Source organism: Escherichia sp. E14S1 (assembly GCF_004211995.1).
Taxonomy (GTDB): Bacteria; Pseudomonadota; Gammaproteobacteria; order Enterobacterales; family Enterobacteriaceae; genus Escherichia.
The window spans coordinates 104,059-117,762 of the sequence record NZ_RHJQ01000006.1; the positions used below are offsets into that span (position 1 = coordinate 104,059).

General features: G+C 53.8%; 12 protein-coding genes. 7 read left to right on the forward strand and 5 right to left on the reverse strand.

Features of this window, described 5'->3' with window-relative positions; all coding sequences use genetic code 11:
* From D9734_RS23510 to trmL, 5 genes are all read left to right on the forward strand, one after another.
* The coding region (locus tag D9734_RS23510) for a YadA family autotransporter adhesin (RefSeq protein ID WP_240780537.1) at window positions 1–2,628 on the forward strand (2,628 nt) is incomplete at its 5' end.
* A 404-nt stretch (window positions 2,629–3,032) separates the two neighbouring features.
* Window positions 3,033–4,688: an L-lactate permease gene (gene lldP / locus D9734_RS08060; RefSeq protein ID WP_130206678.1), complete on the forward strand. Its 1,656-nt coding sequence runs from the start codon at window positions 3,033–3,035 to the stop codon at window positions 4,686–4,688.
* Window positions 4,688–5,464, forward strand: a complete 777-nt coding sequence (gene lldR, locus D9734_RS08065) for a transcriptional regulator LldR (RefSeq protein ID WP_130206680.1) — start codon at window positions 4,688–4,690, stop codon at window positions 5,462–5,464. Before lldP ends, lldR begins: the two co-directional genes overlap by 1 nt.
* On the forward strand, window positions 5,461–6,651 hold the full coding sequence (gene lldD, locus D9734_RS08070) for a quinone-dependent L-lactate dehydrogenase (protein ID WP_130206682.1): 1,191 nt from the start codon (window positions 5,461–5,463) through the stop codon (window positions 6,649–6,651). Before lldR ends, lldD begins: the two co-directional genes overlap by 4 nt.
* A gap of 167 nt (window positions 6,652–6,818) precedes the next feature.
* A complete protein-coding gene (gene trmL / locus D9734_RS08075; protein ID WP_000932351.1) occupies window positions 6,819–7,292 on the forward strand; it encodes a tRNA (uridine(34)/cytosine(34)/5-carboxymethylaminomethyluridine(34)-2'-O)-methyltransferase TrmL in 474 nt (157 codons plus the stop codon).
* A 52-nt stretch (window positions 7,293–7,344) separates the two neighbouring features.
* Here trmL and cysE read toward each other — a convergent pair whose 3' ends face one another.
* From cysE to D9734_RS08100, 5 genes are all read right to left on the reverse strand, one after another.
* Window positions 7,345–8,166, reverse strand: coding sequence for a serine O-acetyltransferase (gene cysE, locus D9734_RS08080; protein WP_001277565.1), 822 nt, complete (start codon window positions 8,164–8,166; stop codon window positions 7,345–7,347).
* Between the two features lie 79 nt (window positions 8,167–8,245).
* Entirely contained in the window at window positions 8,246–9,265 is a 1,020-nt protein-coding gene (gene gpsA, locus D9734_RS08085; RefSeq protein WP_130206684.1) for an NAD(P)H-dependent glycerol-3-phosphate dehydrogenase, read from the reverse strand.
* Window positions 9,265–9,732, reverse strand: coding sequence for a protein-export chaperone SecB (gene secB, locus D9734_RS08090; RefSeq protein ID WP_130206686.1), 468 nt, complete (start codon window positions 9,730–9,732; stop codon window positions 9,265–9,267). Before secB ends, gpsA begins: the two co-directional genes overlap by 1 nt.
* 62 nt (window positions 9,733–9,794) lie before the next feature.
* Window positions 9,795–10,046 carry a glutaredoxin 3 gene (gene grxC / locus D9734_RS08095; RefSeq protein ID WP_000024392.1) on the reverse strand — a complete coding sequence of 84 codons (252 nt, stop codon included), beginning with the start codon at window positions 10,044–10,046 and terminating at the stop codon, window positions 9,795–9,797.
* 141 nt (window positions 10,047–10,187) lie between these two features.
* Window positions 10,188–10,619, reverse strand: coding sequence for a rhodanese-like domain-containing protein (locus D9734_RS08100; RefSeq protein ID WP_001156181.1), 432 nt, complete (start codon window positions 10,617–10,619; stop codon window positions 10,188–10,190).
* A gap of 244 nt (window positions 10,620–10,863) precedes the next feature.
* On the opposite strand from D9734_RS08100, the gene gpmM reads away from it, so the two are divergent.
* Window positions 10,864–12,408 carry a 2,3-bisphosphoglycerate-independent phosphoglycerate mutase gene (gene gpmM, locus D9734_RS08110; protein WP_064526112.1) on the forward strand — a complete coding sequence of 515 codons (1,545 nt, stop codon included), beginning with the start codon at window positions 10,864–10,866 and terminating at the stop codon, window positions 12,406–12,408.
* 33 nt (window positions 12,409–12,441) lie between these two features.
* Window positions 12,442–13,701 carry a murein hydrolase activator EnvC gene (gene envC, locus D9734_RS08115; protein WP_001626259.1) on the forward strand — a complete coding sequence of 420 codons (1,260 nt, stop codon included), beginning with the start codon at window positions 12,442–12,444 and terminating at the stop codon, window positions 13,699–13,701.
* Window positions 13,702–13,704: the final 3 nt, after the last annotated feature.

Genomic DNA, 13,704 nt, shown 5'->3' on the forward strand with positions numbered 1-13,704 from the left:
GTACTGGCTGGCACAGTTTCTTCCAACAGCTTCGATGCCATTAATGGTAGCCAGCTTTATGGTTTAGCTGATTCCTTCACGACTTATCTTGGCGGTGGTGCTGATATCAGCGATACGGGCGTATTAACCGGACCAACCTACACTATTGGTAATAATGCCTACACTAACGTCGGTGATGCTCTGGCAGCCATTAACTCGTCATTTACCGATTCGCTCGGTGATGCTCTGCTCTGGGATACTGCCGCCAAAAAATTCAGCGCCAAACACGGTGGTACCGACAGCGTCATTACTTACGTCGCAGATGGTGTAATTTCTGATACCAGCAGCGATGCCATTAACGGTTCGCAACTCTACGACACCAACAAGTACATTGCCGATGCGCTGGGTGGTGACGCAGAAGTTAACGCTGATGGCACCATCACTGCGCCGACTTACACCATTGCAAATACCGATTACAACAACGTCGGTGAAGCTCTGAACGCAATCGACACCACTCTCGATGATGCTCTGCTGTGGGATGCAACAGCAAATAACGGTCAAGGTGCATTTAGCGCCGGTCGCGGGATAGATAAAACGGCCAGCATTATTACTAATGTCGCAGACGGTGCAATTTCTGATACCAGCAGCGATGCCATTAACGGTTCGCAACTCTACGACACCAATAAGTACATTGCTGATGCCCTGGGTGGAGATGCAGAAGTCAACTCTGACGGTTCTATCACTGCGCCGACTTACACCATTGCAAATACCGATTACAACAACGTCGGTGAAGCTCTGGATGCGCTCGATGATAATGCCCTGTTGTGGGATGACGCTGCGGGTGCCTACAGCGCCAACCATGAAGGCAAAGCCAGTGTAATCACCAATGTGGCTGATGGTCTGATTGAAGCGGGCAGCACTGACGCCGTCAATGGTTCCCAACTGAATGCCGCTAACCTGCTGATCGAGCAAAATAGCCAAATCATCAATCAGCTTGCCGGAAATACTGACACGAAGTACATCGAAAACAACGGTGCGGGCATTAACTATGTGCGTACTAACGACAGCGGCTTAGCGTTCAACGACGCCAGCGCCTCTGGCATTGGTGCTACCGCAGTGGGTTATAACGCTGTTGCCTCTGGTGATAGCAGCGTAGCCATTGGTCAGGGCAGCTACAGCGACGTTGAGACGGGTATCGCCCTGGGTAGCAGCTCTGTTTCCGACCGTGTGATTGTTAAAGGTTCTCGTAACACCAGCGTAACGGAAAATGGCGTAGAGATTGGCTACGACACCACTGACGGTGAATTACTCGGCGCATTGTCGATTGGTGATGATGGTAAATATCGTCAAATCATCAACGTAGCCGATGGTTCCGAAGCCCATGACGCCGTTACGGTTCGCCAGTTGCAGAATGCGATTGGTGCAGTAGCGACGACGCCGACCAAGTACTATCACGCCAACTCAACGGCTGAGGACTCACTGGCGGTCGGTGAAGACTCGCTGGCAATGGGTGCGAAAACCATCGTTAATGGTAACGCCGGTATTGGTATTGGCCTGAACACTCTGGTGCTGGCAGATGCCATCAACGGTATCGCAATCGGCAGCAACGCGAGTGCAAATCATGCCAACAGTATTGCGATGGGTAATGGTTCTCAGACTACCCGAGGTGCGCAGACTGGCTACACCGCCTATAACATGGACGCTCCGCAAAACTCTGTCGGTGAGTTCTCTGTCGGCAGCGAAGACGGTCAACGTCAGATTACCAACGTCGCGGCAGGTTCAGCGGATACCGATGCGGTTAACGTGGGTCAGTTGAAAGTAACAGACGCGCAGGTTTCCCAGAATACCCAGAGCATTACTAACCTGAACAATCAGGTCACTAATCTGGATACTCGCGTTACTAATATCGAAAACGGTATTGGCGACATCGTGACCACCGGTAGCACCAAGTACTTCAAGACCAATACCGATGGCGTCGATGCTAACGCGCAGGGTAAAGATAGCGTCGCAATTGGCTCTGGTTCCATTGCTGCCGCTGACAACAGCGTCGCACTGGGTACGGGTTCCGTGGCAAACGAGGAAAATACGATTTCCGTAGGTTCTTCCACTAATCAACGCCGTATTACTAACGTTGCCGCAGGTAAAAACGCGACTGACGCGGTTAACGTTTCGCAGCTGAAGTCTTCCGAAGCAGGCGGCGTTCGCTACGACACCAAAGCTGATGGCTCTATCGACTACAGCAACATCACTCTCGGTGGTGGCAACGGTGGTACGACTCGCATCAGCAACGTTTCCGCTGGCGTGAACAACAACGACGCGGTGAACTACGCGCAGTTGAAGCAAAGCGTGCAGGAAACGAAGCAATACACCGATCAGCGCATGGTTGAGATGGATAACAAACTGTCCAAAACTGAAAGCAAGCTGAGTGGTGGTATCGCTTCTGCAATGGCGATGACCGGCCTGCCGCAGGCTTACACTCCGGGTGCCAGCATGGCCTCTATTGGTGGCGGTACTTACAACGGTGAATCAGCTGTTGCTTTAGGTGTGTCGATGGTGAGCGCCAATGGTCGTTGGGTCTACAAATTACAAGGTAGTACCAATAGCCAGGGTGAATACTCCGCCGCACTCGGTGCCGGTATTCAGTGGTAATCATCCATTAACGAATGGGTAAACGCCAAATTGCCTGATGCGTTACGCGCATCAGGCCTACAGGGTGATTCTGCACATTCCTGTAGGCCGAATATTCCGGCAAGATAAGGCGCACCGGGTCAACAATCTAAGGGCAATTCTCTGATGAGGATTGCCCTTTTCTTTACCAGACATCTCCCTTCGCCAAAAAATTGGCCCTACCAATTCTTCGCTTATCTGACCTCTGGTTCACATTTTCCCAATTAAAACTCACATTAACGTTGCCAATAAATAACATTTAGTTAACCATTCATTGTCATTATCCCTACACAACAAAATTGGCAGTACCACTTTTACACAACGTGTGACACGGAGATGAGCAACAGACTCATTACACGATGTGCGTGGACTCCAGGAGACCTGCAATGAATCTCTGGCAACAAAACTATGATCCCGCCGGGAATATCTGGCTTTCCAGCCTGATAGCATCGCTTCCCATCCTGTTTTTCTTCTTTGCGCTGATTAAGCTCAAACTGAAAGGATACGTTGCCGCCACCTGGACGGTTGCCATCGCCCTGGCCGTGGCTTTGCTGTTCTATAAAATGCCGGTCGCCAATGCCTTGGCCTCGGTGGTTTATGGCTTCTTCTACGGTTTGTGGCCCATCGCGTGGATCATTATTGCGGCGGTGTTCGTCTATAAGATCTCGGTGAAAACCGGACAGTTTGACATTATCCGCTCGTCTATTCTCTCAATAACCCCAGACCAGCGTCTGCAAATGCTGATCGTCGGTTTCTGTTTCGGCGCATTTCTCGAAGGGGCTGCGGGCTTCGGCGCACCGGTGGCGATCACCGCCGCATTGCTGGTCGGCCTGGGCTTTAAACCTCTGTACGCCGCCGGACTGTGCCTGATTGTTAACACCGCGCCAGTGGCATTTGGTGCGATGGGTATTCCAATTCTGGTTGCCGGACAGGTAACGGGCATCGACAGCTTTGAGATCGGCCAGATGGTGGGTCGTCAGCTACCGTTTATGACCATTATCGTCCTGTTCTGGATCATGGCGATTATGGACGGCTGGCGCGGTATTAAAGAGACGTGGCCTGCGGTCGTGGTTGCAGGTGGTTCGTTTGCCATCGCACAGTATCTCAGCTCCAACTTCATTGGGCCGGAACTGCCGGACATTATCTCTTCGCTGGTATCGCTGCTCTGCCTGACACTGTTCCTCAAACGCTGGCAGCCAGTACGCGTTTTCCGCTTCGGCGATCTGGGGGCATCGCAGGTTGATATGACGCTGGCTCACACAGGTTACACGGCGGGTCAGGTGCTGCGTGCCTGGACACCGTTCCTGTTCCTGACCGCCACCGTAACACTTTGGAGTATCCCGCCATTTAAAGCTCTGTTCGCTTCGGGCGGCGCGCTGTATGAATGGGTGATCAACATTCCGGTACCGTATCTCGACAAACTGGTTGCTCGTATGCCGCCGGTGGTCAACGAAGCTACCGCTTACGCCGCCGTGTTTAAGTTTGACTGGTTCTCAGCCACCGGCACCGCCATTCTGTTTGCTGCGCTGCTCTCGGTTGTCTGGCTGAAGATGAAACCGTCTGACGCTCTCAGCACCTTCGGCAGCACGCTGAAAGAACTGGCGCTGCCCATCTATTCTATCGGTATGGTGCTGGCGTTCGCCTTTATCTCGAACTATTCCGGGCTGTCGTCAACACTGGCGCTGGCACTGGCGCACACCGGTCATGCATTCACCTTCTTCTCGCCGTTCCTCGGCTGGCTGGGGGTATTCCTGACCGGGTCGGATACGTCATCTAACGCTCTGTTTGCCGCTCTGCAAGCCACGGCCGCACAACAAATTGGCGTCTCTGACCTGTTGCTGGTTGCCGCCAATACCACCGGCGGTGTTACCGGGAAGATGATCTCCCCGCAATCCATCGCTATCGCCTGTGCGGCGGTAGGCCTGGTTGGCAAAGAGTCAGACCTGTTCCGCTTTACCGTCAAACACAGCCTGATATTCACCTGTATGGTGGGCGTGATCACCACGCTTCAGGCTTACGTCTTAACGTGGATGATTCCTTAATGATTGCTACACCCAGACGCCTGTCAGACGAGGTTGCCTCCCGTGTGCGGGCGCTGATTGATGAAAAACAGCTGGAGGCGGGCATGAAGTTGCCCGCTGAACGCCAACTGGCGATGCAACTCGGCGTGTCGCGTAATTCACTGCGCGAAGCGCTGGCAAAACTGGTGAGCGAAGGCGTACTTCTTAGTCGTCGCGGTGGTGGCACATTTGTGCGCTGGCGTCATGACGCGTGGTCGGAGCAAAACATCGTCCAGCCGCTGAAAACGCTGATGGCCGATGATCCGGATTACAGTTTCGATATTCTGGAAGCCCGCTACGCCATTGAAGCCAGCACCGCATGGCATGCAGCGATGCGCGCCACGCCTGGTGACAAAGAGAAAATTCAGCTTTGCTTTGGGGCAACGCTCAGCGAAGACCCGGACCTCGCTTCGCAAGCGGACGTTCGTTTTCATCTGGCGATTGCCGAAGCCTCGCATAACATCGTGCTGCTACAAACCATGCGTGGTTTCTTTGATGTTCTGCAATCCTCGGTGATGCAAAGCCGTCAACGGATGTATCTCGTGCCGCCCGTTTTTTCACAACTGACCGAGCAGCATCAGGCAGTCATTGACGCCATTTTTGCCGGGGATGCCGACGGGGCGCGTAAAGCGATGATGGCGCATCTCAGTTTTGTCCACAGCACCATGAAAAGATTCGATGAAGATCAAGCGCGCCGTGCACGTATTACCCGCCTGCCCGGTGAGCATAATGAGCATTCGAGGGAGAAAAACGCATGATTATTTCTGCAGCCAGCGATTATCGCGCCGCAGCACAACGCATTCTGCCGCCGTTCCTGTTCCACTATATGGATGGCGGCGCATATTCTGAATATACCCTGCGTCGTAACATGGAAGATTTATCAGAAGTGGCGCTGCGCCAGCGCATTCTGAAAAACATGTCCGACTTAAGCTTGGAAACGACGCTGTTTAATGAGAAATTGTCGATGCCAGTAGCGCTGGCTCCAGTGGGCTTGTGCGGCATGTATGCGCGACGCGGCGAAGTTCAGGCCGCAAAAGCGGCGGATGCGCATGGCATTCCGTTTACTCTCTCAACGGTTTCCGTTTGCCCGATTGAGGAAGTCGCACCCGCCATCAAGCGCCCAATGTGGTTCCAGCTTTACGTACTGCGCGATCGCGGTTTTATGCGTAACGCACTGGAACGAGCAAAAGCCGCGGGTTGTTCTACGCTGGTTTTCACCGTGGATATGCCAACGCCGGGCGCACGCTACCGTGATGCGCATTCGGGTATGAGCGGCCCAAATGCGGCAATGCGCCGCTACTTGCAGGCGGTGACTCATCCACAATGGGCGTGGGATGTGGGCCTGAATGGTCGTCCACATGATTTAGGGAATATCTCGGCTTACCTTGGCAAACCGACCGGGCTGGAAGATTACATCGGCTGGCTGGGGAATAACTTCGATCCGTCCATCTCCTGGAAAGACCTTGAGTGGATCCGCGATTTCTGGGATGGCCCGATGGTGATCAAAGGGATCCTCGACCCAGAAGATGCGCGTGATGCGGTACGTTTTGGCGCTGACGGGATTGTGGTTTCTAACCACGGCGGTCGTCAGTTAGATGGCGTGCTCTCTTCTGCCCGCGCACTGCCTGCTATTGCGGACGCGGTAAAAGGGGATATCGCCATTCTGGCAGATAGCGGCATTCGTAACGGGCTTGATGTCGTGCGTATGATTGCGCTCGGTGCCGATACCGTACTGCTGGGTCGTGCTTTCCTGTATGCGCTGGCAACAGCGGGCCAGGCGGGCGTGGCTAACCTGCTGAATCTGATTGAGAAAGAGATGAAAGTGGCGATGACGCTGACGGGCGCGAAATCGATCAGTGAAATTACGCAAGATTCGTTGGTGCAGGGGCTGGGTAAAGAGTTGCCTGCGGCGCTGGCCCCGATGGCGAAAGGGAATGCGGCATAGTCGTTTGAGCCCCCTAACCCTCTCCCTCAGGGAGAGGGGACCGATCGGTGTTGTTTGTGCTCCCTCAGACTGAATCACCTCTCTCGGATGCACAGTCCGGGGTGAGGGGAAAAGGCCGCACGGCTCACCAATTTTCTGCTATCCTGCCCCCGCACTAAGGGGGCAGTATGCTAAACATCGTACTTTACGAACCAGAAATTCCGCCAAATACTGGCAACATCATCCGTCTTTGCGCTAACACCGGCTTTCGTCTGCATATCATCGAACCAATGGGATTTGCCTGGGACGATAAGCGCCTACGCCGCGCAGGGCTGGACTACCACGAATTTACCGCCGTTACGCGTCATCATGACTACAGCGCGTTCCTCGAAGCAGAAAATCCCCAGCGCCTGTTTGCTCTCACTACAAAAGGTACGCCCGCACATAGCGCCGTAAGCTATCAGGATGGCGACTATCTGATGTTCGGCCCGGAAACGCGCGGCCTGCCAGCGAGCATTCTTGATGCCCTGCCCGCTGAACAAAAAATTCGTATTCCAATGGTGCCGGACAGCCGAAGCATGAACCTGTCCAATGCGGTGTCGGTAGTGGTGTATGAAGCCTGGCGGCAGCTGGGGTATCCGGGAGCGGTGTTGAGAGATTAGTTACTGTATGCCGGATAGATGATTACATCGCATCCGGCACAATCACAGGACGTCAGATCCCATCCCCATACTCAAACGTATGGTTAATACCGTTGAAATGCTGGTCCATATCCATTGATGGCTTATCGCTGTCTGGTTTACCGACAATGCGTGCCGGAACGCCAGCGGCAGTAGTATGCGGCGGCACCGGTTGCAGCACCACGGAACCTGCGCCAATCTTCGCGCCGCGCCCAACTTCAATATTGCCAAGAATTTTCGCGCCCGCGCCAATCATCACGCCTTCACGAATTTTCGGGTGACGGTCACCGCTGGTTTTCCCAGTACCGCCAAGGGTGACGGATTGCAGAATCGACACGTCGTTTTCAATCACCGCCGTTTCACCAACGACGATGCCCGTCGCGTGGTCGAGCATAATGCCACGGCCAATTTTTGCCGCCGGGTGAATATCGACCTGGAACGTCACAGAAACCTGGTTTTGCAGAAAAATAGCCAGTGCACGACGGCCCTGATTCCACAGCCAGTGACCGATGCGATAGGCCTGCAAGGCATGAAAACCTTTCAGGTATAACAATGGGGTTGAGTATTTATCGACTGCCGGGTCGCGGGTACGCACCGCCTGAATATCGCAGGCCGCAGAAGCAATCATTTCCGGGTCGGCGGCGTAGGCTTCTTCCACCACTTCGCGGATAGCAATGGCAGGCATGATTGGCGATGACAGCTTGTTCGCCAGCATGTAGCTCAGGGCACTGCCAAGGTTTTCGTGCTTGAGTAGCGTCGCGTGGTAAAAACTGGCCAGCATTGGCTCACAGTCCGCCAGCGTTCTGGCTTCAGCTTTAATATTGTTCCAGACAATTTCCAGTTCTTCACACGACATTGCTTACTCCACACGATGAGATAATGACCGGCCCGTTCTGCGCGGGCCGGGTCATAGCGGTAACAAAGGTTCCCTGGGTTTAGTGGCTGCTGCGCTCGTCCTTGCGTGCACGACCTAGTAAAGTCAATGCTGCCTCGCGCGCGTTTTTTCCGCAATATAATACTTGATAAATTTCCTCGGTTATTGGCATTTCAACGCCGAAGCGATGCGCCAACTCGCGGACTTCTTTCGTATTGCGGTAGCCTTCCACCACCTGACCAATCTTCTCCTGCGCGCTTTGTACATCCATGCCCTGACCGAGCATCATGCCAAAACGGCGGTTACGCGACTGGTTGTCGGTACAGGTAAGCACCAGATCGCCCAGCCCCGCCATGCCCATAAAGGTGGCAGGATCGGCACCCAGCGCCGCACCAAGACGCGACATTTCAGCCAGTCCACGGGTGATCAGCGCCGTACGCGCATTTGCGCCAAAACCGATACCGTCGGACATCCCCGCGCCAATGGCAATAACGTTTTTCACCGCGCCGCCAAGCTGCACGCCAATGAAATCCGGGTTGCTGTAAACGCGGAAACTTTTGCCACAGTGCAGCAACTGCTGGAGATCATCGGCGAAGGTCTGGTCGGTAGAGGCCAGCGAAATAGCCGTCGGTAAACCTGCCGCCAGTTCTTTCGCAAATGTTGGGCCAGAGATAACCGCTAGCGGAATTTGATCGCCTAACGCCTCACGCGCCACGTCCTGTAACAGACGCCCGGTTTCCGCTTCCAGACCTTTAGTCGCCCACACCAGCCGCGCATCAGGACACATCAGCGGTTTAATCTGGCGCAGCACTTCACCAAAGACATGGCTGGGTACGACGACGAGAATATTGCGGCTGGCTGCCAGCGCGGTGGCGAGATCGCTTTCAAGATGGAGCGTATCGGGAAAAGGCACATCGGGGAGAAACGCAGCGTTACAGCGGTCGCGTTCTAGCGTTGCGATATGTTCAGGGTCATGGCCCCAGAGGACAACCTCGTGGCCATTTCTTGCCAGGGTGATGGCAAGAGCGGTGCCGTACGAGCCGGCACCGATCACAGTCATTGAAGCATTACGTTGGTTCATCAGGCATCCTGATGTTCTTCAGTACCTTCGCCAGCCTGCTGCTGCAAATAGTTCATGAACAGCGCATCGAAGTTAACCGGCGCAAGGTTCAGTTGCGGGAATGTACCGCGGGATACCATGCTGGTGATGCATTCACGAGCATACGGGAACAGAATGTTCGGGCAGTATGCGCCCAGGCAATGTGCCAGCTGGGTGCCTTCAATACCCGCGATGGAGAAAATACCGCCCTGCTGAACTTCACACAGGAACGCAGTTTCTTCGCCCAGGGATGCCGTTACGGTAACACGCAGTACCACTTCGTAAACGTCATCTGCCAGTTGAGAAGATGCCGTATCCAGATCAAGTTTAACTTCTGGCTGCCAATCTTTCTGGAAAACGTGCGGCGCGTTCGGCGCTTCGAAAGAAATATCCTTGGTATAAATACGTTGGATCTGGAAAGTCATTTCGGTGTTGTTTTGTTCTGACATGTGTAGAAAACCCTTAAGTGTTGTCCTTAAATACTGCGCAATGTAATGCCAACGTTCACACGTTATTTCAGCAGGGGATCCAGTCCACCACGTGCATCCAATGCATACAAGTCATCACAGCCGCCAATGTGCTGTGCGTCAATAAAAATCTGGGGAACCGTGGTGCGACCGCTGCGTTTGATCATCTCTTCACGCTTGGCGGCGTTGCCATCGATCGGCAGCTCCTGAAAACTCACGCCCTTGCTGCTCAGCAGTGCTTTTGCACGATGGCAATACGGGCAGGTTTCTTTGGTATAGATTTCAACATTGGCCATAACTTAGCTCCTGTTTTTTTACCCTGAAATTTCATGTTGCAGGGCGGCAGCAAAATGGAGTGTCCCCAGAAGCTTATAACAATAAGTCGCTGGGGGCATAATTGCAGCTAACGGCCTGCATCATGAAAGACGACAGGTAAATTATTTGCCGCGCACCAGAGGCAAGTTTTCGCCAGCCCAGCCAGCGACGCCTTCTTTCAGCACGAATACTTGCGCAAAACCAGCTTTCGTCAGCGCGTTTGCAGGCTCCTGGCACTGCATGCCAGAACCGTCTACCACGATAACCGGTTTGTCTTTGTGCTTCTCAAGCTCACCAACATTGTTAGCTTTGATTTCGCTCGGCAACAGATTGATAGAACCTGCGATATGGCCTTTACGGAAGTCATCACGCTGACGTAAATCCACAACCACAGCGTCTTCTTTGTTGATCAGACGCGTAGCTTCACCACGAGTAATCACCTTCACTTTCGAGGTCAGGCTCTTAAACGTAGTGACAAGAACCGCCACCAGTAACGCGATCCAGGCGATACTCAGTATGGGATGACGGCCAACAAATTGCATAATTTCTTGCATGGGGGGTAACAACTCCCGACGTAGTGATTAAAAAAACCAGGAAAGGAGTATACCTGCGCAGTGCGGCAAATACAGCCAGCGCGTTAACTGGAATGCAATTTTGCGGGGCGCTACGAAAAAAAATCGCAAATCTGGCATCGGCTTGCCGCGAGCGGTCGTATATTTTGATCTTCAGAGGCTATTTTATCGATTCAGCTGTAGTAAAATTACGCAAATTTTGACTCTTGAGTATGAGGTTGTCGCAATGTCGGTTTCTAAAAAACCTATGGTACTGGTGATTCTGGATGGCTATGGCTATCGCGAAGAACAGCAGGATAACGCCATTTTTAGTGCTAAAACCCCGGTAATGGATGCACTGTGGGCCAATCGTCCGCATACCCTGATCGACGCTTCCGGTCTGGAAGTCGGTCTGCCTGACCGTCAGATGGGTAACTCCGAAGTAGGCCACGTTAACCTGGGTGCCGGCCGCATCGTGTATCAGGACCTGACTCGTCTGGACGTTGAAATCAAAGATCGCGCTTTCTTCGCTAACCCGGTACTGACTGGTGCGGTAGATAAAGCGAAAAACGCAGGTAAAGCAGTACACATTATGGGTCTGCTCTCCGCAGGCGGCGTACACAGCCACGAAGATCACATCATGGCGATGGTAGAACTGGCAGCTGAACGCGGCGCAGAAAAAATCTACCTGCACGCATTCCTTGACGGTCGCGACACTCCGCCGCGCAGTGCTGAATCTTCGCTGAAAAAATTCGAAGAGAAATTTGCCGCGCTGGGTAAAGGTCGCGTAGCGTCCATCATTGGCCGTTACTACGCGATGGACCGCGACAACCGTTGGGATCGCGTTGAAAAAGCCTATGACCTGCTGACTCTGGCGCAGGGTGAATTCCAGGCCGATACCGCCGTTGCTGGTTTGCAGGCTGCTTATGCTCGCGACGAAAACGACGAGTTCGTGAAAGCGACCGTTATTCGTGCAGAAGGCCAGCCAGATGCAGCAATGGAAGACGGCGACGCGCTGATTTTCATGAACTTCCGTGCTGACCGTGCGCGTGAAATTACTCGTGCGTTCGTGAACGCTGATTTCGACGGCTTCGCGCGTAAGAAAGTGGTTAACGTCGATTTCGTGATGCTGACCGAATACGCTGCCGACATCAAAACCGCAGTGGCTTACCCACCGGCGTCTCTGGTTAACACCTTCGGCGAGTGGATGGCGAAAAACGACAAAACTCAGCTGCGTATTTCCGAAACTGAAAAATATGCTCACGTCACTTTCTTCTTTAACGGTGGTGTAGAAGAGTCGTTCAAAGGCGAAGACCGCATTCTGATCAACTCGCCGAAAGTCGCTACCTACGACCTGCAGCCGGAAATGAGCTCCGCAGAGCTGACCGAAAAACTGGTTGCGGCAATCAAGAGCGGCAAATACGACACCATTATCTGTAACTATCCGAACGGCGACATGGTAGGTCACACCGGAGTGATGGAAGCGGCGGTTAAAGCGGTAGAAGCGCTGGATCACTGTGTTGAAGAAGTGACAAAAGCCGTTGAGTCCGTGGGTGGACAACTGCTGATCACCGCTGACCACGGTAACGCTGAACAGATGCGCGATCCGGCAACGGGTCAGGCACACACAGCACACACCAACCTGCCAGTTCCGCTGATTTACGTTGGTGATAAGAACGTGAAAGCGGTTGAAGGCGGTAAGCTTTCTGACATCGCACCGACCATGTTGTCGCTGATGGGGATGGAAATCCCGCAAGAGATGACTGGTAAGCCGCTGTTCATCGTGGAATAATCCCTCCCCATGAGGGGAAAGGCGATTAATACCATGACACGGGCCACGAAACCGCGCAGGTTTGCAGTCAGGCCCATCATTTACGCCAGCGTTCTTAGCGCTGGCGTATTGTTGTGCACGTTTTCCGCCCACGCGGATGACCGCGACCAACTCAAGTCTATTCAGGCCGATATCGCCGCGAAAGAGCGCGCGGTACGCCAACAGCAGCAACAACGCTCAAGCCTGCTTGCTCAGCTGAAAAAGCAGGAAGAGGCGATCTCCGAAGCCACCCGCAAGCTGCGCGAAACGCAAAACACGCTCAATCAACTGAATAAACAGATTGATGAGATGAACGCGTCGATTGCCAAACTGGAGCAGCAAAAAGCCGCCCAGGAACGCAGCCTCGCCGCGCAACTGGATGCCGCGTTTCGTCAGGGTGAACATACCGGTATTCAGCTGATTCTCAGCGGTGAAGAAAGCCAGCGCGGTCAACGATTGCAGGCTTACTTCGGCTATCTCAACCAGGCTCGACAAGAAACCATCGCCCAGTTGAAGCAAACGCGTGAAGAAGTCGCCATGCAGCGTGCTGAACTGGAAGAGAAACAAAGCGAGCAACAAACGCTGTTATATGAGCAGCGCGCCCAACAGGCGAAACTGACTCAGGCGCTGAACGAGCGTAAAAAGACGCTGGCGGGGCTGGAATCTTCCATCCAGCAAGGTCAGCAGCAGCTAAGTGAACTGCGTGCCAACGAATCCCGTCTGCGTAACAGCATTGCCCGTGCAGAAGCGGCAGCGAAAGCGCGTGCTGAACGTGAAGCGCGCGAAGCCCAGGCGGTTCGCGACCGTCAGAAAGAAGCGACGCGTAAAGGCACCACCTACAAACCGACCGAAAGCGAAAAATCGCTGATGTCCCGAACTGGTGGTCTGGGCGCACCGCGCGGTCAGGCATTCTGGCCGGTTCGCGGGCCAACGCTGCATCGCTATGGCGAACAGCTACAAGGCGAACTGCGCTGGAAAGGGATGGTTATCGGTGCCTCTGAAGGTACTGAAGTTAAAGCGATTGCCGACGGTCGGGTGATTCTGGCTGACTGGCTGCAAGGCTACGGTCTGGTGGTGGTGGTTGAGCACGGTAAAGGCGATATGAGTCTTTACGGCTATAATCAGAGCGCACTGGTGAGCGTTGGTTCGCAGGTTCGCGCGGGCCAGCCAATTGCACTGGTGGGCAGCAGTGGTGGTCAGGGTCGGCCTTCACTCTATTTCGAAATTCGCCGCCAGGGTCAGGCGGTCAATCCACAGCCGTGGTTGGGAAGATAAGTT